Genomic DNA, 22,844 nt, shown 5'->3' on the forward strand with positions numbered 1-22,844 from the left:
AAATTCACTGATAATTAGGCTTCTATCAGAAAAGCCCTATAGGCATTTTGGGTTTCGTAAATATCTACTTTGCTGGAAATCTCCCAAGGAGCATGCATATTTAAAAGTGCTACTCCGGAATCTATTACATCCATGCCATATTGTGCAAGTATGTATGCTATAGTTCCACCACCACCTTGGTCCACCTTGCCAAGTTCTGAAGTCTGCCAGGAAACATTATGCTTATCCATCATAGCCCTTATTTCAGCTAAATATTCAGCCCTAGCATCATTACAACCAGACTTCCCTCTTGCTCCTGTATATTTATTAAACACAACACCCTTTCCAAGATAAGCTGTATTTTTCTTTTCCATAACAGAAGGATAGTTTGGATCAAAAGCTGCACTTACATCGGAAGATAACATTTTAGAATTGGCAAGAGCTCTCTTAAGCTTTATATCATTATAATCTCCGGCACATTGCACCACTTCTGCCGTAGCATTTTCAAAGAATTTTGAATGCATACCAGTAGCTCCAACACTCCCAATCTCCTCTTTATCAGCTAGTATTGTTACGCAGGTCTTATCAGTTTCATTTATATCCATCATAGCTTCAAAGGAAGTATAGGCACATATTCTGTCATCTTGACCATACCCCATAATCATACTCTTATCAAAACCATAATCTCTGGCCTTTCCGGCAGGGACAACTTCCAGTTCTGCAGATACAAAATCTTCTTCACTTATATTATATTTTTCATTCAAAATTTTAAGTATATTGTACTTAACTTTAGTTTTTATATCCTTGTCTGATGATGGTATACTACCAACTAGTATGTTTAAATCTTCTCCCGTAATACCAGTAGCTAAAGATTTTTTAAGCTGATCCTGAGATAAATGTATTAAGAGATCTGATACTCCAAAGACTGGATCCGACTCATCTTCTCCAATAATTACATTTATTATTTCTCCATCTTTTTTTACTATTACTCCATGTATTGCAAGAGGTATAGTAACCCATTGATATTTTTTTATTCCACCATAATAATGAGTTTCAAGCATTGCCAGATCTGTATCCTCATAAAGAGGATTCTGTTTTAAATCCATTCTTGGTGAATCTACATGAGCTCCTAATATTTTTAATCCCTTCTCAAAAGGTTCTTTACCTATTACATACAAAGCCAAACTTTTTCCTCTATTATTTGCATATACTTTATCTCCAGCTTTTAATGTCTTACCATCATTTATAATATCATTTATATCTGAATAGCCCTGTTTTCTTGCTAGTTTTATAAATTCAGCAATACACTCTCTTTCAGTTTTACATATAGATATGAAATTTTTATATCTATCTGCCAATTCAAATATTTTAGTTAAATCTCCTTGAGAATACTTTTGCCATGCATACTCATAGTTTTTTTCCAAATCACTCTTTTTATCTGACATAACATTCCCTCCCAGTTCAATGAATTTTATCTAGTGGAATTGGTACTTCCACTAAATTTAGAGCAACTATACACCCCTGTACAGCTATTATTCTAACACTTTATTATAACAAAGTATTAAATTAATTATCTATCATATAAAGAATTTACTTCTATATGCTAAAATAGATATAGCAATGTAATCATTACTATACTTATGTACTATTCTACCTAATATATACTATCTAATACTTTTCAAAGCATTTTCAGTTGCTATACAATCAATAGACATGTCGTGATCTTCTATAGGAATTTTATCAAATAGTTGAAATCCATAAGCTAAAGCCATTTTTTTTACACGTGAGTTTTTATTTGAAAAAAACCTATCATAAAAACCACCACCGTAGCCAATTCTATCTCCTTTTAAGTCAAAAGCCAAGCCTGGAATTATAGCCAAATCCATATCGTCTAACTTTACTTCTTCTGCTGTATCCTTTGGTTCTAAAATTCCATAGCTGCTCAATTCAAGTTCTTCTAAATCATTTACTTTAAGTGCTTTCATTCCACTTAAGCGACTGATAACCCTTGGAGCGCAGACTTTTTTACCTAAATTAAGAGCGTATTTTATTATATTGTGTGTATCCACTTCCTTACCAAAACTTACATAGATAAATAGAACTTCTGCTTCAATAAATTCCTTACTTTTAGTTATTATTTCATATATAGCACTGTCTTTTTCTTTTTTGTCTGATAAGGATAATTCTTCTCTTCTTTTAGCTATACATTCTCTAAAATCACTTTTTGCATTACTCGTCTTCATTCACATCCATTCTATGATTAATTGTTTCCACTGGTGATATCTTACAGCTAAGTCCATATCTATAATTTGCTGCAGCCGCTTCAATTATGACAGCTAAATTTCTACCCGGTCTTATAGGCAATGTCATTTTTCTTACGGGAACATTCAGAATTTCTATACATTCGTTATCTATCCCAAGTCTATCATAATCCTTGCCTTCTTTCCATTGTTCTAAATACATAACTAAATCAATAGTTTTTGTTTCCAAAACAGAACTAAGACCATACAGGGCTGGAACATCTATTATACCCATCCCTCTGACTTCAAGCATTCCTGAAGTTATAAATGGTGATCTTGCATGTAATACTCCCTCAATAGCTTTGATATCAACTGCATCATCAGCTATAAGCCTATGGCCTCTTTTTATAAGCTCCAAAGCCGTTTCACTTTTACCTATACCGCTTTCACCGGTTATAAGTATACCAAAACCATATACATCCACTAGAACTCCATGAAGTCTTGTTTCCGGTGCCAATTTATCATCCAAATAATTCATAACCTTACTTATAAATCTAGTAGTAATAGCATTAGACCTAACAAGCCATGTGTTTCTTCTCGTAGCTTCTTCTATAAATTCTTCATGAGGTATAAGATCCCTTGCTATAATTATACATGGAGTTTCAAATTGAAAAAATTTTTTCAATCTTTTTTTTCTTATTTCAGATCTCATTGCCTCCAAAAAGCTCCATTCTGTTTTCCCTACAATCTGTATTCTCTCGTTGGCAAAATAATTATAAAATCCAGCAAATTGCAATCCAGGCCTGTTTATGTCACTTAAGCAAACTTCTGTCTCCTCTGATCCTGCAATAAGTACTTCTAACCCTAAATCTTCTACTAATGTTTTAACCTTAACAGGCATTAAATATCACGCCTTTCATGAATTTATAATTAAATATTATTATATTACTAATTCGCTCTTACTTAAATCATGTCTTCCTTCAACAAACCTTACTACACCAGTTTCAGAGCTCATGACAATAGAATGCGTAGTAGCAAATCTCCTTTTAGAATAGGAAACACCCTTAAGAAGATCTCCATCTGTTATACCTGTAGCTGCAAAGAGAACATCATCTGATTTTACCAAATCATCTATATTTAATGTTTTATTTACATCTTCAATACCCATGGACTTACATCTTATCTTTTCTTCTTCACTATAAGGCATAAGTCTTGCCTGCATTTCTCCGCCCATACATTTTATAGCTGTTGCTGCAATAACTCCTTCTGGAGCTCCTCCAATTCCCATGAACAAATCTATTCCTGACTCTTCAAATCCGCAAGCCAAAATGGTAGCCACATCTCCTTCTCCAAACAGTCTAACTCTTGCTCCAATATCCCTTGCTTCCTGAACTATGTAATCATGTCTTTCTCTCTCTTGAACTACTACTGTGAGTTCCGTCACATCTTTATTAAGTGCTTTTGCCACACTTATTACATTTTCAGCAACACTTTTATCTATGTCTATTGCACCTTTAGCACCAGCACCTACAGCTATTTTTTTCATATACATATCTGGTGCATGAAGCAGGCTTCCCTTTGGTCCCATAGCAACAACTGCTATGGCATTAGGGGATCCTTTAGCAATTAAAATAGTTCCATCTAAGGGATCAACTGCTATATCCATTTCAGGCATATCAGGTTTATTCATTCCAACTTTTTGACCTATATAAAGCATAGGTGCCTTATCAAGCTCCCCTTCTCCAATTACAACAGTTCCTCTTACAGGCATTAAATCAAAAGCCTTTTCCATTCCATCCACTGCTGCTTGATCTGCAGCTATTTTATCTCCTCTTCCCATAAATTTTGCTGATCTTATAGCCGCAGCTTCTGTTACTCTTACGAGAGCCATTGTTATATCAACTTTCAACATAAATAAAATTACCTCCTGAATATTTCTGTGTCCAAATTTTAGCATATTAAAAAACAACCAATATATCCATACATGATATCTGTTGTCTTCAACCTCATTTTATGATTAAATATATCAGTAAAAATATATTTGCTTTATAAATAACCTATTTTACATAAATATTATAACACAATTATTCTACAAAAAAAACAACTTTGAATAATTAGTTATATTAGATAAAATATATGACACATTCCGTCATTTACATATTATAACAGATAGCTTTTTTCAACATCTTCGAACACATACCAAAAACAGTAAATTTGAATAAATCTTTGAATTTAAGTGTAAATTGACATCAGATGTAGATTTATGTTTTTTAATGGCTTTTAAAATCATTTTACATGTGATGCATAATTTGGTAAAATAAATTTGCAGTCAAAAAGATAAGGGGTAATTTGAAATAAGGAGGGTTTAATATGGATTATAACTTGAATCTTTTAGTCAGTGAAATAGATGATCTGAGAAATGAGCTATATAAGCTTTTACTCAATAATTCTTTAACTGACGATAAAGTAGTTACTTACAGTCAAAAATTGGACAAACTATTAGTTGAATATCACAATGCACGAAAATTATTAAAAAAAGCATCTTAATTATTTTAAATGATTTTTTTGATTGCATTTTATATTTTAATTTATATATATTATTTGTTAGGTATGCTTAAAGCATACTTATTTTTTTATTTAAATTAATTAGTAAAAAATATGCTGTCTTACTATGTATATACATTGCAAGACAGCTTTAAGCATTCTAATATTGATAACAAATTATTGAAATGTGATTTTAGTGAATATCTAGAATTCTTACCAAATATCTGTAAATATTTATTTCTTTTCAGGAAAGATAATCTTAAGATTCATCTATTTAATTAATTATTAGCTTCTGTATAAGAATTTAAATCATAAAGCTGTTGTGATGAATTTCCATTTCTTCCATCATCTCTATTATCATTTTTTGAATTTGATATACTATTTGAATTGGAATCACTCACATTATTACTGATGTTATCTGAATCACTATATTCACTGGAAGAAACAAGTTTGCCATTTTGTTTAACCCAGTTCATTATATCACTGCTTCCATTTCCTTGTCCCATGCCACCTGCCATTACATATCTTATTTCTCCATTTACAACCATTTTCTTGAATTCTTCTAATGTAATAGCATTATTTTTGCCAAGGAAACCTCCAATAGACATTACAGGTTCTCCTGTATTAATTATTATATCTGACGCAGAATTTGAATTAGAAACTACAAGTAGATATTTTTGTTTAGAAGTCTTATTTTTTTGTAAAAATTCTATAAGTTTTGTATTTGAATTAAGGCCATTATTCCCCATTCTGACCCCCATTCCTCCTTCAGATAGAAGTTCAAGTCCACCATAAGGTGAAGATCCATTTCCTCCTCCAGACAGAAGTGCTGCTGATCCAGTAAAAGGAGCTGCCAAAAATCCAATAATGGCTATGCATGAAAAAATTTTCTTTAAATCTAAATATTTATCTTTACCCGATAAATTTAATATTATAAGAACTATAGAAGAACCTATACTTAAAACAGCTATTATTATCATTAATACTAATACAATAGATGAATAACTTGTAAAATAAGAACATTCTAGTAATTGTACTGCTCCATTAACAATAAGTGCTGTCGGTAAAATCCATGATCTCCATCCACCTTCTTTAAACATTTTCCACATTGATACGAGCCCTATTGCTGCTAAAGCTGAGGCTGGCGGAGCAAGCATTGTCAAATAGTAATCATGCCAAGTTCCTACGTTAAAGCTAAAATATAAAAATAACGGAAAAAACCATACAGTCCATAGCATTAAAGATTGTTTCTTTTTGTTATCAAGCTTAAATCTCATTTTTTCTCTTATAACAGTTGCTATAAATCCTATAATTGCCAAAGGTAAGAACCATACAATTTGATCCGAAAGCATATTTTTAGAAAACAATCTTCTAAACCCTTGGACAGTTTGTCCTCCAAAACTACCTTGAAGTCCTGATCCGCCCCCCATAGGATTGCTGCTTGGTCCACCTCCAGCCATTGCTGATGGAAAAGATCCATTAGAATTACCCTGTTGTCTCCAATCCCTTGAAGGTCTTTGCTCTCCCGTTGTATTGTCGCTATTTGAGGAAGAACTTGAATTATTTCCAGAAATTCCAGGTGGGGTACCTCCACCTCCTATGTTTCCTGGTCCATTATTATTTTTAGATAATGAGAATCTTTCTGATCCATTGTGTCCAACAATAAGTTCCATTACAGTATTATTAGTGCTACTATCAACATAAGGTCTACTTGATGATGGAATTGCATCAACTATTAACGCCCAGGATAAAGATACTACAAGCAATATCACTGTACCTGCTGCAAGATTTATTATTCTTTTCTTAAATGAAACTGTTGTTGAAAGGAGATAGGTTACATAAAGTGCAGGTCCTATTAAATAGGCTTGAAGCATCTTTACATTAAATCCAATGCCCAGAAGGACCATACTCAATATTAGATATTTAAATTTTCCTTTTCCTGCTGCAATTGAAAGTGCTAAGCAGGAAAGTAACAAGAAAAATATAAGTATATTATCTATGGTATTATTTCTGCTTACGGCCACAAAGACAGGAGTTATTGCAAGAAATAAGGCTGACAACAATCCTGCTGATGTTCCAAAAGCTCTTTTAACGATAATATATATTATTACTACCGATAGTACTCCAGCTATAGCTGAAGGTAACAAAATGCTTACTGTACTAAATCCAAATATTTTTGCTGAAATTGCCTGGAACCAAAAACCTACAGGTGGCTTATCAATTGTCACAAATCCAGCTGGATCAAAAGCCACAAAGAAAAAATTCTTAAAGCTTGTTGTCATACTTTTTACTGCTGCTGCATAATAGGAGTTATATTGTGCACTGCTAAGATTTACAAAATTTAGTATTGCAGATAATATTACAATTATTATTAGTGCAATTGTTTCTCTAGTAAATTTAATTTTTTTCATATACTATTCACCCTTTTCTTTATATAATGTTATAATAAGTATTTCTATAGAACAAAATTAAAATCCATAAGACTTAAATTTTGTCTATGGCAAAATTATACTTAATAGTTATTGTGTAAATATCAAAAAATTATGTGAACTTTATGTGATAAAGAATTCAAAATACATCACATAAAATTCACATAAAAATTTAATAATAATTCAATAACTTTTGTCTATAATTAATTAATAGGAACTATAATTTAGGAGGAATGAACTTGCAATTTCTAAAAAATAATCTATTAAAAATAATTATAGTATTAATAACCTTACTATTAGCTGGTCTATGTATTTATACTGTATTGAACTATGGTAGTAGTAGTTTTTCAAAAAACCTTTCACAAAAAAGTATCACAGCTATAGATAATAACTTAAAAATCAAAAGTGCTAAACCTAATACTCACATCTTACAGAGCAGTACCCCTAATTCATTAAATTTAAGTACTGATGGTAATAAAAGTCCTAAGCCATCTTCAAGAGGATTTAGATCAAATTCGGAAGATAATAAAAATCGACCAAATATATATAATAACAGTTCCTATAGTAAATATTCCTCTGCATTTATAACATATTCACTGCTGTTTTTTACATTATCAATATCTATTTATTTACTTTTTATTTGTAAAAAAATAAAATTAAAAAATTCTGATGCTTGTGCACTTATATTAGGCATACTTATAATAGGAATTTTATTACGTATTTATTCTGGATTACTAATAGATGGACATCCCTTTGATATTAGTTTATATAAAAGATGGGCTACCAATGCTGCAAATAATATCTTACAAATATACGACAATAATTCTTCTATAGATTATCCACCGGTTTATATTTATATTTTATTTGTAATAGGAAAGCTTGCAAATACACCTATATTTAATAACTATTATTATCTTTTTCTTAAATTGCCATCTATAATTACAGACATTCTATCTGGTTATTTTATATATAAAATAGCATATAAGCATTTATCTAAAGAATTTGCTATCTTACTAAGTGCTTTCTATATTTTTAACCCTGCAGTTTTAATTAATTCAAGTATTTGGGGTCAATCAGATTCTGTATTTGCTTTCATAGCTATACTTTCAATATTTTTCTTATCTAATAACAAACTAGTATTTTCTTCAGTTTTATTTACAATCTTAGTTCTTATGAAACCACAAGGAATAATACTTCTCCCTCTGCTTTTATTTGAACTAATAAAAAGAAGAAATATAAAGAGTATCATTCAGTGTATTTTGCCGGCATTATTGACTGCAATAATCATTATATTGCCTTTTTCCATAAATAATGGTAATATAACTTGGACTTTCAATCTATATATGAGCACAATAAAGGAATATCCTTACGCTTCTATCAATGCATTTAACTTTTTTAGCTTAATTAAAGCAAATATGGTTAATGCTGCAAATACTATGTTTATATTAGATTATCATACCTTTGGAATGATTTTTATTGTACTTATCACTATTTTTTCAGGATTTGTATATATAAAGATCACCAGCAAATATTCTGCATTTATTGCAGCTCTTATTCAGGTAGTTGGTGTATTTAATTTTTCTGTAGGAATGCATGAAAGATATATGTTTGCATCTATTATTATTTCAATTGCAGCTTACATATATAATAAAAATATAAGATTATTAATATTGTCTGCCCTATTCACATTAATAATCTATATTAACACTCATTCAGTGTTATTTGATAGATTTAATGGATTTGGTACAAGTTCTTATAACCTATTGACCATACTTACTTCGTTTTTAAATGTAGTTACTTTTTTGTATCTTGTAAAATTTTCTATAGATCTTATAAGAAATCACTCTAAATCAAGATTAGATTAAATAAAAAGTCAATTCTTGAAGATCCATCAAAAGAAATTCCTGTAGATTTAATAAAGTATTCTCTAATAAAAAATTTTTATTAGAGAATACTTTATACTTATAAAGCTAATATTTTAGTTATTAAATCAATTTTATATGTTAATTATATAAGAAATATCAGGTCAGCAAACTTACTCTGATACTTTACTATTGATTTGTAACATTGCTGCTTGTACTCTTATTTGTATCATTAGAATTTTGTCTATCTCCCATTAAAGCACTCATAACCTTATTAGCTTGATCTTCTGTAATAACTCCATCACTTATTAATTGACTTAAAGGATTATTTCTTGCATGCCCAACCTGACCTTGTTCATTGCCCGTAGTGTTTTCCTCATCTTTATTTTCAGGTGATACTGAACTACCTTGTTCCAGAGGATTTTCCCTTTCCCTATTAGATCTTTGCCCTTTATTTCCCATTTTACTCATATCAGATGTAAGTGTACTTAATATTTTAGTTGATTGAGCTTCTGTTATTGTACCAGCACTTACCAGTTCTTTAAGTTTACTCTCAAAATTTTTTTGCATTTCTTCACTATTAGCAGTTTTCTCCTCAGTTGATTTTTTCGTTGAATTTTGAGAACTTGTACTACTATTACTCTGACAACCTGCAAATATTAATACAGAAAGAGAAGCTGCAATAATAGCACTAACTATTTTATTAGATTTTTTCAAATTAAACACATCCTCTATAAATATTTATTTTGTTTATATTCATAGTTTAGCTTTTATTTATGTGATTAATTTCAAAAACCCATTAATATTGTGTAAAGTTATAAAGTTTGTCAATTCAATATACATTAAAACTAAAAATTTAAATTAATTTAATTTTCAGCAATTTTCTAATAATAGCACACAACAGGAGTACCTACATTAATATTATTAAATATTGTCTCGGCCAAATTGTATGGTGAATTTACACAACCGTGAGAACCATCCGTCTTATATATCTGTCCACCAAATACACTTCTCCAAGTTGCATCATGTATTCCAATTCCTCCATTAAAGGGCATCCAGAAACTAACAGGAGTACTGTAGTCTTCACCTTTTAAAGTAGCATTTCTTTCTTTATATTTCAATCTATAAATACCCGGAGGTGTTGTATGATTAAGGCTTACGTTACCTGTAACAACATCTCCATTGGCCACCAGTGAACCATTTTTATAAAACCATAGATGCTGCTTTGTCATGTCTATTTCTACATAGGTATTTCCAATATCATTACTGTTATAAGATGTAGCGGTAGTAGTATATGACGGTTTTTTTGTTACTGTTTGTCCTCCTTTTATAGCTTCACTTAAATTTTGTACTTCTTTATTAATGTTAATTTGCCAACCGTAATCACCACCACTAACATTTATAGTATTCCCTGATGATGTATGAAAACTCCTTGTCTTTCCAACGGTATTATAAGTATTAGCAAAGGATTTTACATATTCTTTTACTTTTGACTCATCAAGTACAACATTAAAATTATTATCAACTGTAAGCCACTTATTTATTGTTGAACCATCTAAAATTTCTGTATTATTTCCAAAATTATATGTTATTTTTGAAGATACATATTTATTAAGCATGTCCTTAGCTTTAATAACTTCTTGAGACTTTGAAGTATACTTAGGATTTGTATAACAATTAGAAGACTCTAAATCTATTGTTGATTCTTGATTAGATATGGCATCTTCTATACGTTTAAGTAAAACATTTTTATCTATTTTGTTACCTTTAATTTCATCTACAATTGTAAAAGAATTATTCACATATTTAAAACTTGGTTCTTTGGGTTCAATTATATTGCTATCCGCAAGGGCTGATAAATTATCTATCCTTTTTTCTAACATCCCTTTATCATATGAAATTTCTGCCGTCATGTTAGTATATTTTTTATTAAAAAATGATAAAGGCCATTTTAAAGGATTCTGTTCCTTTTTGATATTATTAAATTGTTCATCAGACTGGTATTTTAAATTAATATCACCTGCTTTAATTTGTTCATTCTTGCCACCTCGCTCTTTTATATTCAAAGAATATGTATTCAGCTGAGAAGTTATCTGTGATTTTATTTCTTCTACTGTTTTACCCGATACATCAACACCATTAATCTTAGAACCAAAATATAGATGATTCATAAAATATATTGAAAACAAAAAATATACAGTAAATAAGGTACAAACACAAACTATTATTCCTGCAGTAATCTTATTATATTTATTTACAAATTTATTCACAACTTCCATAGCATTCGCTCCTTATACATAACTATTAGATAAAATTATTTATATAATATAATATTATATTCTATTATATTTAATTATATCATTGTTCACCATAATATTACATATTATTATAACAATATATTTTATAAAATATATAAATTATTTATTAAATAAATCTTTATTGTTTTTTAACTCTAAATATTAAAGAAGTAGTTCTTAAATATTTTTTCAAAATTTATAAATAAATACAAAAATTACACTTATTATAAAATATATAAATAATTTGAATAAAAAATGAAGAATGAATTTATAGAATGTGAAATATCACGAAAATAATCCCGAAAAATAAATTATCTATATTTCATAATTAGTTAAAAAAATTAAATGATCTATTTATTTAATGTGTGAGAAAATAAAAAATAAGCCAGCCTACAAAACCTGTAAACTGGCTTATTTCTTTATTTGGTAGCCCCAACGGGAATCGAACCCGTGATTCCGCCTTGAGAGGGCGACGTCTTAGCCGCTTGACCATGAGGCCATATTTTTACATTTTTATAACATGGGACCTGATCCCATGTCACTAATTAATAAAACATTATTATCAAATATACTTCCGACGTGTCGCCACACTTAAAAGTCACACCCGCACTATAGCAGGTGGGTTTTTCTCAATTTGCTTCTATCTACTTCTATACTAAACGGAAGTTCCATATTCACAAATAATATTTTGAAAATCCCTTATTGATTATGTCGGTTGAACATATAAGCTTCACGGGCACATCAGAATTAACTACGTGTATTATTATAACATTTTTTATTTTAGTTTCAAATTTTCACTTGTTGAATTTATGTGATTTTTATAGTCTAAATAGGTACTATCTCCATTTTACTCCCTATATCTTTTATTTACTTAATAACGAACTACAAGATAATCTTACTAGAGCTTTAAATCATCTATAACCTTTTTTATATCCACTGATTTTTCTATATCATGGAATACAGCAACTATTTCGCTGGACTCCTCTTCCTCTTCATATTCATAGGTAATAAACTGAATAGCTATATTGAATTCATTCATACAATCTTCAAGTATATCTCCTACATTGTCTATAGCTATATCATTTAGATAAGGTTTAAAAAACTCATTATACCAAACTTCACTTTCTTTATCTTCCGTGCATTCATCATTAGCATAAGCTTCAGCTGCTTCTATTTCAGAAGAGTCAAAGTCATAATAAAATCTTAGAATATAAATATCTTCTATATATTTTATTTCCTCTATATCATCTATTTGATTTTCCTTTAAAAATTTTACAATACTCTTTTTATCCATAATAAAAAACCTCCAAAAATTTTTAATATTTATCAGCTTTTTTGGTTAAATCTAATATTAAAAGTTTATCTTGTAATATAATATCACATAAATATCTAAATTATTATCACTGCTTAAAATTTTTTAAAAATATACTTACAGGAGGTGTTACGTATGATTGTAAATATGATAGGTGTACCATTATTTTATGGTTCTGATAAAAAAGGTGTAGATTGTGCTCCAAACAAATTAAGAGAAAATAATATAATAGATGTAATTCATAATGATAATCATGAAATATATGATTGTGGAAATATTTTTGTTCCTAAAGTAGATGAAAACACTAAATTCTCTTATAATAGCAGAATGAAATATTTAAAACCTATTATAGATGTAAATACAAATCTTGCTCATGAAGTATACAGCTCTTTTACTTCTGGAAGCTTTCCTTTTATAATTGGAGGAGATCATTCTTTAGGACTTGGAAGCATTTCTGGTGCTAGTAAATACTACAAAAATCTTGCAGTAATATGGGTGGATGCTCATGGAGATATAAACACTGATGAGACTTCCATTTCTGGTAATGTACATGGAATGCCTTTAGCCGCTGCCATGGGAATAGGTCCACAATCTCTAACAGATTTATACTTTAAAGGTATAAAGGTAAAATATAAAAATGTATTTATAGTTGGAGCACGATCACTGGATTCAGGAGAATTTAGCCTAGTTCAAGAAAAGGGCTTAAATGTATATTCTATGGAAAATATAAAAAATATGGGTATAGAATCTATTCTGAAAGAAATTCATCACAAACTTATGGAAAATGGAATAGAGGCAGTACATTTAAGTTTTGACATAGATTGTCTTGATCCATCTATAGTTCCTGGCACTGGAACTCCAGTTACAGATGGTATGTCTGTAGAAGATGCAAAATTTTTGCTAAAATACCTCATGAATACGAAGCTTATAAAATCTATGGATATGGTTGAACTAAACACTTTATTAGACAGAAATGATTCTACGACTAAATTAGTTATTGATTTGGTTGATTGGACTTTCAAATATATAAATTAAAAAGCCGTCTCACAATGTATATATATGCATTGTGAGACGGCCTCTTCATATAAATATTATATGCTCTTCAAAATCAATTTTCAAAATATATATTATCAATTAACAATAACTTTTTATACATCAGATAAAAGAGATGATAACTTTTTATTATAAAAAATATATTCTAGATGCAGAGCTCTTGTAAGTACAACATATAATATCTTTTTATCAAATTCACTGTCATTGTAATTTCCTTCATCACAATTATATATAACACTACAATCAAATTCTAATCCCTTAGTCATATAAGATGGAATAATTATCTTTTCTAAATTTACATTCTTATCCGTATCCTTTATTATATTCCAATTATAATTGCTGTATTTTTTCAAAAATCCTTTTATCTTTTTGCATTCTTCATAGGTTTTTCCTATTACAGCCACATTGCTTTTACCAATTTTTTCACAATGATTTACTATTTCATCTAAATTACAAGCAAAATCCTTGTTATTTTGGAATTCTTTGATTTCAGGTTTAGCTCCATGTCTTAGCACAGGTTTTGCAGGTTTAAGACTATTTTTCTGCTTAATTAATACTTTATTGGCAAAATCTATAATTTCTACTGTAGAACGATAACTTTGAGTTAACTGCACATAGTTCCCTTCATTGTTAAATACTTCTTTAATAAACTTTTCCCAATCATTTACACCTTTGTAATAATAAATTCCCTGACCAATATCCCCTACTATAGTATAGGAATTATTTTTTGCCATATCTTTAATTATATAGTATTGAAAAGGACTATAATCCTGTGCTTCATCTATAACAATATGTTTAAATCTAAATTTTTCTTCCACACCCTCAATTCTAAATTTCAAATAAATCATAGAGGATAAATCATCACTATCCACGATACCCTTCTCTAGACTATGATTTAATTCATCTTTTATATATTGTGACAATTCCTTTGATATATTGTTTTTAACCACATTATCAAATATATTTTCATCATTAAAAAGTTTATAAATAAGTTCTTTTGTATCTTTATGCTTCCAGTTTTCAAAGTACTCTTCTATATTATGTTTTGCTGATTTTAATATATATTTTTTACTGGTATCTCTTTCGTCATAAAGTTCTATTATTTTTTTTCTTCTTTCAGGACCATCTTCCATAAGCTTTTTTATTCTAGCTATATTATATTCATATTTAAATACCACTTTTTCCATTATTTCTAAAATTCTATCATTAAATTTAATCATAAAATATCTTTTTATCTCATCTTTTCTCTTATCTATAGGTAGATGTTTCATATCTTTTATAAAAAGTCTTTTTATATCTTCAGAGTAAAACAGAACATATTTATCCACTTTTATATCTTCAATTTCTGAGTCCTTAGTTTCTATATAGGATATATAATCATCCATAATAGATTTATACAAAATTGAACCTTTAAGGCTGCTGCTTTCCAGCATAAGCTTATTATTTTTATCTTCTTCCTCTAATAAGCCAGTCAGCTTTTTATCTTTTGTAAGTATCTTGCCCTTTAACTGAAGAATTTCTACAGCCTGTTCTTCAAAGGTTTTTTGTCTTACTTTATCAATACCAAGACTTGGCAGTACCATTGATATATAATCTAAAAATAATTTATTAGGTGCAATAACTAAAATATTGTTTCCTGATATAGTTTTACTATATTTATATAAAAGATATGCAAGCCTATGTAGTGCAATGGTGGTTTTTCCAGAACCTGCTGAGCCTTGAACTATAAGAGGAGAGTTTTTACTAGCTCTTATAATATCATTTTGCTCTTTTTGTATAGTAGCTACTACATCTTTAAGTTTACTGCTTACACTTTCTTCAAGATTTATCTTTAAGAACTCGTCTACTAAAACATTATCCTCACCTTTTGATTTTAATATAATTTCATTTATACCTTCATCAAATGCGTCTTTAAGTTTTGAATCTCTAATTAAAAATTTTCTCTTTAAATTTAAGGTTCCATCTACAAAACCATCTGGTATTTCATAAGAAGTTTCCCCCTGAGTTCCACTATAATACAAATCTGCTATGGGAGACCTCCAGTCAATTACAATTTCATCACCTGTCTTACTATCTCCAAGCCCAAATTTACCTATATAATAGCTTTCATTATCTCTGTATTTCTCTCTGAAATCTATTCGTGCAAAATAGGGCTGATCTTTTGCCTCTGTGTATTTCTCTAAGTTTTTATGAGTTATATTATATAGCTTTTGAGTTGTTTCCAGTTCTTCGTTGTATCTGCCTTTAGCTTGTTTTCTAAGTTCACTTATTTTATTTTGAAGATCCAGGTCATTTTTATTTATTATATTTATTTCATTGTCTATCCATTTTTTTGTAGAATTCAATCTATCTTTTTCAAATTCAAATTCCTTTTTATCTATAGTCAATACTATCACCTCACTATAATATATCTATGAAACAATACTTTAATATAATTTATACTTACATAAAAACATACAAATATGAAGTTCTGTAGTCATTGGATAAAATTATATATCTAGTACTTAATTTAATCAATAGAACTATTTTAACTTTTTACTGCATATAAATTTATTATGACTGCATTATTCAAGGAGGTAGTTCTATTATGAAAATCCTGATTACAGGAGCTGAAAATTCTTTAGCAAAATATATCAAAAATAGGTTTAAAAATACTAAAGATATAGAAATAGATAGCTTTAATCGTGATGAATTAGACATATCTGATAAAAATTCAACTTACAAAAAAATAACTGACAGCAATCCTGATCTCTTAATTCATCTTGATTCCATGAACAATATTGATATTTGTGAAGGCGATGAATCTCTAGCCTACACTATAAATACCATAGGCACCTTAAATGCTGCCTATCCTTGCAGCATACTAAATATTCCTATAATTTATTTATCTACTTCCTACGTTTATGATGGAGATAAAGATTCCCCTTACTTTGAAACAGATAAGTGCCATCCGGTAAATATATATGGTAAAACAAAACTCGCTGGAGAAAAACTTATTAGAACTCTCTGCAAAAAATATTTCATTATAAGAACCGGATGGATATTCGGAGAAGAAAATTGCTTTGTACAAAAGGTACTGAATAATAGTAATGTGTCTATGTTCGTATGCAGTACAGAAATGGGAAACCCCACATACGTAGAGGACTTATGCAGGGTAATTGAAAAAATGCTTCACTCCGATTTATACGGAATATATAACTGCGGCAATCCATTAAGTACAACTAAATCAGCTTGGGTAAAAAAAATTTTCAACTATGCTGGTATAGAAAGAAGTATACTAGAAATACCTGAGAACTTTTTAAGAAATACTGCTACTAGGCCTAAAAATTCTTCTTTAAACATATCTCTCATTAAAAATTGTTTTGACCTAGAGCTTCCAAGCTGGGAAAATAGACTTTCAGAATATATAGAAAACAAACTTAAAAGCCAGTAATTACTGGCTTTTAGACATAACTTTTTAAACCCCTTATAGATATTTCTCCAGATATTAAATTTTCTACCTGACCAGTTTCATACTCTACCACTAATTCTCCATTTTTATTTATATCAATCACATGAGCTTTTATGGATTCATCTTTTCTAATAACTCTCACTTCATTTCCTATTAAAATGGAATTTTCTCTACAAATCTTCATAGCTTCTTCTATATTATCCTCTTCTATAAAATCCTTATATAAAGGTTCAAAATTATTCAATATTTTTCCTACTACTTTTTTTCGGCTTATTTTTTTATCTATCTCTATTTTTATAGAAGTAGCGGTTTCTCTAATTTCTTCTGAAAAATCATCTTCATCAAGATTTGCATTGATACCTATACCTATAACTATAAAATTCACTTTTGTCAATTCTGCATTCATTTCAGTAAGTATACCACAAATTTTCTTTCTATTTAAAAGTATATCATTAGGCCATTTTATAAAAGTTTCTATTTTCATTTCTCTAAATGCCTTATTTATAGCTGCTGCGGCTATTTGTGTTACTAGAGATACCTTAAGTGGATTTATATCAGGCTTTAAAATTATTGACATCCATATTCCTTTTTCCCTTGGAGATATAAAATTTCTTCCTAATCTTCCTTTTCCCCTGGTCTGTTCTTCTGCTATTATTACAACCCCATCTTCTTCTAATTCTAGCGCTATATCTTTAGCTTTGGAATTAGTAGAATCGATACTATTTAAATGTATTATTTTTCTTCCTATAAATTCAGTATGCAACTCCTCTTGAATTTCTTCATAAGTCAGTAAATCTGGACATTTTATTAATTTATAACCTCTTTTTGATACTGATTCAATTTCATATCCTTCTAATTTTAATTGATTTATGTATTTCCATATAGAAGTACGACTAACCCCAAATCTTTCACTAATTTCCTGCCCTGATATAAATCCCTCTGTATTTTCTTTTAAAAGCCTTAATATTTCATCCTTCAAAATTTTATCCTCCCCATTTTTCTTAAGTATCTTATATATTTTACATGTAAATATAATAATTCCTACTAATAAAATTCATTACCCTATTTGCTAATTTTTAATCAAAATATCTTTTTATTTTAATTATATGACAGAATAACTTTATCAATTATATATTTATTATAAATTTTATCATTTAATATTTCCATATAAAATAAATATAAAAATAATATGTTTAAAATTCATTACTTTTAATTTAACAGTTTAAAAACCATAGTGCAAAATTTAAAACTGCTGCAAAAGAATTACATATTATATAGGGTATCATAAGAAATCCTGACAATCTATCCTGTCTAAAAAAATGAAAAGTAGTTAATAATATAAATATGATGAGTACTAATAATTCAACGAATGCAAGTCCATATAATCTAAATCTGAAGAATAGTATAGGCCATAAAAAATTTAGAAAAAGTTGAAAACTATACAGCTTTAAAGTTCCATTTTCATATCTATCTTGTTTCTTCCATTCCCATATTCTATAAGCCGCTAATCCAATTAGTAAATATAAAATAGGCCACACTATTATAAAAATATAGCTTGTAGGCGCTATTACAGGCTTTTCTAAAGCTTCATATATTTTAGAATCTGCATTTCCTACATATACACTTAATATTCCTATTCCCTCTGCAATAATAATACTGAGAAATGCCTTCAAAATTTCAATTTTATCATTAACCTTCAATATATTAACCATAATAATGACCTCCTTGTATAATTATATATTTTAATATTCATTAACTGCTGAATAATATATTATAGTTTGAAGGAGCCTTCATTATGATTAATAATATATAGAAAAATAATTTTAAATAAAAATGCATCATAACTCAGATTGCGTTATGATACATTTAATCACTACTAATACTTTTTTATTTTTGAAATAATTCTTTGTATACTTTTTTAGGATAAATAATATTTTTTAATATAAATACCACTTTTATATTTGTGTATAAAAAATACTCTATATAGAGCTATTCATATCCATTAACAACAACTTCTAATTTCCCTGTTTCTGGATCTATCACTAAACCATGTACCACTATGTCTTTAGGTATTAGTGGATGACTTTTTATTAATTCCACACTCTCTTTAATAGATTCTTCTACTGAATCAAAACCATGTAGCCATTTTTTTATATCAATTCCTGCATTACATAGAGTTTCTATAACCTCTTTAGAGATACCTCTTTGCACTATTTTTTCTAAAACTTCGTCTCCATTTAAGTTACTCATACCACAACCATGATGTCCAATTACTAACACTTCATCCGCTTTAAATTCATAAACAGCTACTATAATACTTCTTATTATACTTCCAAAGGGATGCATTATAGAAGCACCAGCATTCTTAATGAACTTAGCATCACCATTTTTAAGATTTAATGCCTTTGGAAGAAGTTCTGTTAATCTAGTATCCATACATGATAAAATTACTAACTTCTTATTTGGATTTTTAGATGTTATGTACTTAACATACTCTTTATTTTCTACGAAAAGTTTATTATAATCTAGTATTTCCTGTAACTTACTCATTATATCCTCCTAAAGTTTTATATTATTTAATTTATTATAGCATAATAGCTAAATATAATGTCAAATGGAAGTTCTGCATTTTATTCTCAACTTCTGCAAGTTATTCTAAGAAACAAGGAGATAACTAGAGCTCATCTCCTTGTGAAAGACTTTTTTATACAATAATAACTCTTAACAAATTATTATAATGACTTTTTACCAGTCTATAAAATTCATTTTTACGACATATGTGAATATTTAAACTAAATAAATTCAAAATTCTCTATGATAAAAGGAAAATCATCACACTGAATATTTTATACAGCATAATGATTCTATTTTATATATTATATAGAAAGTGCATTTTTAAAATCTTTTATAATATCCTCTGTTTCCTCAAGACCTAAAGAAACTCTTATAAGGCTATCCTTTATTCCAAGACTTTCCCTCTCTTCCTTTGGGACAGCAGCATGTGACATCTTAGCTGGATAGGAAACTATAGTTTCCACCCCTCCAAGGCTCACTGCTACTGCTGCAAGTTTTACCTTTCTCATAAACCTTTTAGCTGTTTCATCATCTTTAGTTTCAAAAGATAAAACTGCTCCACCACCTTTAGCTTGTGACAGATGAAGTTCACTACCTGGATGTTCTAGCAGTCCAGGATAATAAACTTTAGCTACTTCTTCCTGTTCTCTAAGCCATTTTGCTAATTTAAGTGCACTTTTCTGCTGATAGTCCAATCTCACTTTAAGCGTTTTAAGTCCTCTTAAAAGCAGCCAGCAATCCTGTGGTCCAAGAACAGCACCAAAGGAATTCTGTACAAACTTCACTTTATCTGAAAGTTCCTTGCCTTTTACTACCACAAGTCCACTTATAACATCACTATGTCCTCCAATAAACTTTGTAGCACTATGTACCACAACATCTGCTCCCAATTTAATAGGATTTTGAAGATATGGAGACATAAAAGTATTATCTACGATAACTACGATGTTATTTTTTCTAGCAACTTCTATAACTGCTCTAAAATCAGTTATTTTTAAAAGTGGATTAGAAGGCGATTCAAGAAATATAGCCTTAGTATTGTTTTTTATTCTCTCTTTAATTTCTCCAATGTTAGTAGCATCTATAAAAGTTGTTTCCACATTAAATTTTTTAAAAAATGAAGAAGTTACCCTGTAGGTACCACCATAAACATCTCTGCAAACTAAAATATGATCTCCAGCAGAAAAAATAGACAATACAGAAGATATGGCAGCCATTCCAGAAGAAAATGCAAAACCACTATCCCCTTCTTCCAAAGCAGCTATAGTATTTTCAAGAGCTTCTCTTGTAGGATTACCTGATCTTGAATAATCATATTTACCAAAATTATCTATATCAAATTGATGAAAAGTTGAAGCATGATATATAGGTATACTTAAAGCTCCTGTGGTCTTATCTATTTCATTCCCATTGTGAATAAGTTTAGTTCCAAAATCCATTTTTCTATCTCCTTTACCTAAATTATAAATTTAATGATCTATCAAGATCTTCTATTAAATCCTTAACATTTTCGATTCCCACAGACAGTCTTAAAAGTGTATCTTTAATTCCTATTCTGTTTCTTATATCCTCTGGTATTGAGGCATGGGTCTGAATATAAGGATAAGTTATGAGACTTTCAACACCGCCGAGACTTTCTGCAAAATATATAGTTTGAAATTTCTTAAGTGATTTCTCAATAATTTCTCTTTCATTTACCTCAAAAGATATCATTGATCCAAAACCAGTAGTCTGTTTTACTGATATATCATACCCCTTATGAGCTTTAAGTCCTGGATAATAAACCTTTTTAACCCTTTTGCATTCACTAAGCCATTTAGATATTTTTATTGCATTCTTCTGCTGTTTTTCTAATCTTATAGCCAGAGTTTTTATCCCTCTTAATATAAGCCAACTATCAAAGGGGGACAACACTGCTCCAGTAGATACCTGCATAAATTTAATTTCCTCAATAAATTTATTTGCCACTATGATTCCTGCAAGAGTGTCATTATGTCCTCCTAGAAACTTGGTTCCACTGTGAATTACTATATCCGCTCCCAATAGAAGTGGTCTTTGAAAATATGGACTCAAAAATGTATTATCTACTATAGTTAATATTTTAAATGCTTTAGCAAGGGATGTTATTTTACTTATATCCGTTATTCTCATCATAGGATTTGAAGGTGTCTCTATAAAAATAGCCTTAGTATTTTTCTTTATGGATTCTTCAACTTTTTTTATATCTGTTGTATCTACATAAGTAGTTTCAATACCATATCTTCTGTATATTTCTTCAAATAATCTATAGGTTCCACCATATAAATCTTCCGATACAATTATATGGTCTTTAGGTATAAAAAGTCTTATAACTGCATCTATAGCTGCCATACCCGTTGAAAAAGCAAATCCAGCCTTCCCACCTTCAAGTTTTGCAATTGTATTTTCAAGTTCCTCCCTTGTTGGATTTTCTGATCTTGAATAATCATATCCCGTACTCTCATTCAATCCATGGTGCTTAAAAGTTGCACTCTGATATATTGGTGTGCTTATAGCACCTTTTATATCTTCTTTCTCCCTAGAACCCTGAACCATAATTGTTTCTAATCTCCTACAATTTTCTGACATAAAAATCCCTCCCCGGTAAAACATATAATTTCTCAAATTTAATCTATATTATAAATATTAGATGAAAATACAAAACTGACTAAATAGAATTTATAAACAGAATAATACTATTGATAATAAAAATAAGCCTCTAAAAGATGAGAGGCTATAAAATCGCCTCTTATCTTTCAGAAAATTCTGTAGGAATTAGCACATTTTCAACTGTAGTTGAATGTTGCCGGGTTTCATCGGGCCTATCCCTCCACCACTCTTGATAAGAGCTTATATATTGAATTTTTATAATAAACAATTTAACTTATTTTTATCATAATTTTGATCTTATTTTTGCAACATAAAAAGCTGCTTTTCATAAGAAAAGCAGCAAATAATACTATTGGCTTCTTTTCTTATCTTTCAGAAAAAATTTCTGCTGGAATTAACACCGTCACATTTAAATATAAATGCCGGTTGTTGGATTTCATTGGGCCAGTCCCTCCATCTCTCTTGATAAGAACAA

The 22,844-nt window shown here is 29.2% G+C and carries 18 protein-coding genes, 1 tRNA gene, 1 other RNA gene and 2 riboswitches; of the genes, 4 read left to right on the forward strand and 16 right to left on the reverse strand.

Annotation, left to right across the window (positions count from 1 at the left end; genetic code table 11):
* Window positions 1-14: 14 nt before the first annotated feature.
* The 4 genes from CLPA_RS12725 to glpX all read right to left on the reverse strand — a co-directional run bounded on the left by CLPA_RS12725 (window position 15) and on the right by glpX (window position 4,131).
* Complete coding sequence (locus CLPA_RS12725; RefSeq protein WP_003442502.1) at window positions 15-1,424, reverse strand: aminopeptidase; 1,410 nt, start codon at window positions 1,422-1,424, stop codon at window positions 15-17.
* Window positions 1,425-1,643: 219 nt separating this feature from the next.
* Window positions 1,644-2,222 carry a 5-formyltetrahydrofolate cyclo-ligase gene (locus CLPA_RS12730; protein WP_003442503.1) on the reverse strand — a complete coding sequence of 193 codons (579 nt, stop codon included), beginning with the start codon at window positions 2,220-2,222 and terminating at the stop codon, window positions 1,644-1,646.
* Window positions 2,209-3,120 (reverse strand): HPr(Ser) kinase/phosphatase, encoded by a 912-nt coding sequence (gene hprK / locus CLPA_RS12735; protein WP_003442504.1) that lies wholly within the window; start codon window positions 3,118-3,120, stop codon window positions 2,209-2,211. The genes CLPA_RS12730 and hprK overlap by 14 nt, the downstream gene beginning before the upstream one ends.
* A 39-nt stretch (window positions 3,121-3,159) precedes the next feature.
* Entirely contained in the window at window positions 3,160-4,131 is a 972-nt protein-coding gene (gene glpX, locus CLPA_RS12740; protein WP_003442505.1) for a class II fructose-bisphosphatase, read from the reverse strand.
* Window positions 4,132-4,589: 458 nt separating this feature from the next.
* Here glpX and CLPA_RS12745 point away from each other — a divergent pair, with 458 nt between their 5' ends.
* Window positions 4,590-4,766, forward strand: coding sequence for an aspartyl-phosphate phosphatase Spo0E family protein (locus CLPA_RS12745; protein ID WP_003442506.1), 177 nt, complete (start codon window positions 4,590-4,592; stop codon window positions 4,764-4,766).
* 275 nt (window positions 4,767-5,041) lie between these two features.
* Here the strand turns inward: CLPA_RS12745 and CLPA_RS12750 are convergent, their stop codons facing one another.
* Window positions 5,042-7,174, reverse strand: a complete 2,133-nt coding sequence (locus CLPA_RS12750) for a glycosyltransferase family 39 protein (RefSeq protein ID WP_003442508.1) — start codon at window positions 7,172-7,174, stop codon at window positions 5,042-5,044.
* Window positions 7,175-7,425: 251 nt separating this feature from the next.
* On the opposite strand from CLPA_RS12750, the gene CLPA_RS12755 reads away from it, so the two are divergent.
* A complete protein-coding gene (locus CLPA_RS12755; protein ID WP_034829959.1) occupies window positions 7,426-9,057 on the forward strand; it encodes a membrane protein in 1,632 nt (543 codons plus the stop codon).
* A 186-nt stretch (window positions 9,058-9,243) separates the two neighbouring features.
* On the opposite strand, the gene CLPA_RS12760 is transcribed toward CLPA_RS12755, so the two are convergent.
* From CLPA_RS12760 to CLPA_RS12775, 5 genes are all read right to left on the reverse strand, one after another.
* Complete coding sequence (locus CLPA_RS12760; protein WP_003442510.1) at window positions 9,244-9,771, reverse strand: hypothetical protein; 528 nt, start codon at window positions 9,769-9,771, stop codon at window positions 9,244-9,246.
* 167 nt (window positions 9,772-9,938) lie between these two features.
* Window positions 9,939-11,333: a L,D-transpeptidase family protein gene (locus CLPA_RS12765; RefSeq protein WP_003442512.1), complete on the reverse strand. Its 1,395-nt coding sequence runs from the start codon at window positions 11,331-11,333 to the stop codon at window positions 9,939-9,941.
* A 442-nt stretch (window positions 11,334-11,775) separates the two neighbouring features.
* Window positions 11,776-11,850, reverse strand: a tRNA-Glu gene (locus tag CLPA_RS12770).
* Window positions 11,851-11,918: 68 nt separating this feature from the next.
* Window positions 11,919-12,102, reverse strand: a non-coding RNA gene (ssrS, locus tag CLPA_RS20505) — 6S RNA.
* A gap of 147 nt (window positions 12,103-12,249) precedes the next feature.
* Window positions 12,250-12,645 carry a hypothetical protein gene (locus CLPA_RS12775; protein WP_003442514.1) on the reverse strand — a complete coding sequence of 132 codons (396 nt, stop codon included), beginning with the start codon at window positions 12,643-12,645 and terminating at the stop codon, window positions 12,250-12,252.
* Window positions 12,646-12,798: 153 nt separating this feature from the next.
* Here CLPA_RS12775 and rocF point away from each other — a divergent pair, with 153 nt between their 5' ends.
* Entirely contained in the window at window positions 12,799-13,698 is a 900-nt protein-coding gene (gene rocF / locus CLPA_RS12780; protein WP_003442516.1) for an arginase, read from the forward strand.
* A 113-nt stretch (window positions 13,699-13,811) separates the two neighbouring features.
* On the opposite strand, the gene helD is transcribed toward rocF, so the two are convergent.
* The gene (gene helD, locus CLPA_RS12785; protein WP_003442518.1) at window positions 13,812-16,103 is read right to left on the reverse strand and encodes an RNA polymerase recycling motor HelD; all 2,292 of its coding nucleotides are present in this window, start codon (window positions 16,101-16,103) and stop codon (window positions 13,812-13,814) included.
* A gap of 200 nt (window positions 16,104-16,303) precedes the next feature.
* On the opposite strand from helD, the gene CLPA_RS12790 reads away from it, so the two are divergent.
* Window positions 16,304-17,149: an SDR family oxidoreductase gene (locus CLPA_RS12790; protein WP_003442520.1), complete on the forward strand. Its 846-nt coding sequence runs from the start codon at window positions 16,304-16,306 to the stop codon at window positions 17,147-17,149.
* Between the two features lie 10 nt (window positions 17,150-17,159).
* Here the strand turns inward: CLPA_RS12790 and CLPA_RS12795 are convergent, their stop codons facing one another.
* From CLPA_RS12795 to CLPA_RS12815, 5 genes are all read right to left on the reverse strand, one after another.
* Window positions 17,160-18,146, reverse strand: coding sequence for a biotin--[acetyl-CoA-carboxylase] ligase (locus tag CLPA_RS12795; protein ID WP_003442522.1), 987 nt, complete (start codon window positions 18,144-18,146; stop codon window positions 17,160-17,162).
* Window positions 18,147-18,381: 235 nt separating this feature from the next.
* The gene (locus tag CLPA_RS12800; RefSeq protein WP_003442524.1) at window positions 18,382-18,879 is read right to left on the reverse strand and encodes a TspO/MBR family protein; all 498 of its coding nucleotides are present in this window, start codon (window positions 18,877-18,879) and stop codon (window positions 18,382-18,384) included.
* Between the two features lie 277 nt (window positions 18,880-19,156).
* Entirely contained in the window at window positions 19,157-19,717 is a 561-nt protein-coding gene (locus CLPA_RS12805) for a beta-class carbonic anhydrase (RefSeq protein ID WP_003442526.1), read from the reverse strand.
* Between the two features lie 326 nt (window positions 19,718-20,043).
* A complete protein-coding gene (locus CLPA_RS12810; protein WP_003442529.1) occupies window positions 20,044-21,180 on the reverse strand; it encodes a trans-sulfuration enzyme family protein in 1,137 nt (378 codons plus the stop codon).
* A gap of 22 nt (window positions 21,181-21,202) precedes the next feature.
* Window positions 21,203-22,348 carry a trans-sulfuration enzyme family protein gene (locus CLPA_RS12815; RefSeq protein WP_003442531.1) on the reverse strand — a complete coding sequence of 382 codons (1,146 nt, stop codon included), beginning with the start codon at window positions 22,346-22,348 and terminating at the stop codon, window positions 21,203-21,205.
* Window positions 22,349-22,505: 157 nt separating this feature from the next.
* Window positions 22,506-22,608: riboswitch (SAM riboswitch) on the reverse strand.
* A 123-nt stretch (window positions 22,609-22,731) separates the two neighbouring features.
* Window positions 22,732-22,841, reverse strand: a riboswitch (SAM riboswitch).
* Window positions 22,842-22,844: the final 3 nt, after the last annotated feature.

This window comes from Clostridium pasteurianum DSM 525 = ATCC 6013, assembly GCF_000807255.1.
Lineage (GTDB): Bacteria > Bacillota > Clostridia > Clostridiales > Clostridiaceae > Clostridium_I > Clostridium_I pasteurianum.

Excerpts from the sequence above, each read along its gene's own strand:
- CLPA_RS12725 (WP_003442502.1), bottom strand. The coding sequence starts at position 1,424 with ATGTCAGATAAAAAGAGTGATTTGGAAAAAAACTATGAGTATGCATGG.
- CLPA_RS12730 (WP_003442503.1), bottom strand. The coding sequence starts at position 2,222 with ATGAAGACGAGTAATGCAAAAAGTGATTTTAGAGAATGTATAGCTAAA.
- hprK (WP_003442504.1), bottom strand. The coding sequence starts at position 3,120 with ATGCCTGTTAAGGTTAAAACATTAGTAGAAGATTTAGGGTTAGAAGTA.
- glpX (WP_003442505.1), bottom strand. The coding sequence starts at position 4,131 with ATGTTGAAAGTTGATATAACAATGGCTCTCGTAAGAGTAACAGAAGCT.
- CLPA_RS12745 (WP_003442506.1), top strand. The coding sequence starts at position 4,590 with ATGGATTATAACTTGAATCTTTTAGTCAGTGAAATAGATGATCTGAGA.
- CLPA_RS12750 (WP_003442508.1), bottom strand. The coding sequence starts at position 7,174 with ATGAAAAAAATTAAATTTACTAGAGAAACAATTGCACTAATAATAATT.
- CLPA_RS12755 (WP_034829959.1), top strand. The coding sequence starts at position 7,426 with ATGAACTTGCAATTTCTAAAAAATAATCTATTAAAAATAATTATAGTA.
- CLPA_RS12765 (WP_003442512.1), bottom strand. The coding sequence starts at position 11,333 with ATGGAAGTTGTGAATAAATTTGTAAATAAATATAATAAGATTACTGCA.
- CLPA_RS12775 (WP_003442514.1), bottom strand. The coding sequence starts at position 12,645 with ATGGATAAAAAGAGTATTGTAAAATTTTTAAAGGAAAATCAAATAGAT.
- rocF (WP_003442516.1), top strand. The coding sequence starts at position 12,799 with ATGATTGTAAATATGATAGGTGTACCATTATTTTATGGTTCTGATAAA.
- CLPA_RS12790 (WP_003442520.1), top strand. The coding sequence starts at position 16,304 with ATGAAAATCCTGATTACAGGAGCTGAAAATTCTTTAGCAAAATATATC.
- CLPA_RS12800 (WP_003442524.1), bottom strand. The coding sequence starts at position 18,879 with ATGGTTAATATATTGAAGGTTAATGATAAAATTGAAATTTTGAAGGCA.
- CLPA_RS12805 (WP_003442526.1), bottom strand. The coding sequence starts at position 19,717 with ATGAGTAAGTTACAGGAAATACTAGATTATAATAAACTTTTCGTAGAA.
- CLPA_RS12810 (WP_003442529.1), bottom strand. The coding sequence starts at position 21,180 with ATGGATTTTGGAACTAAACTTATTCACAATGGGAATGAAATAGATAAG.
- CLPA_RS12815 (WP_003442531.1), bottom strand. The coding sequence starts at position 22,348 with ATGTCAGAAAATTGTAGGAGATTAGAAACAATTATGGTTCAGGGTTCT.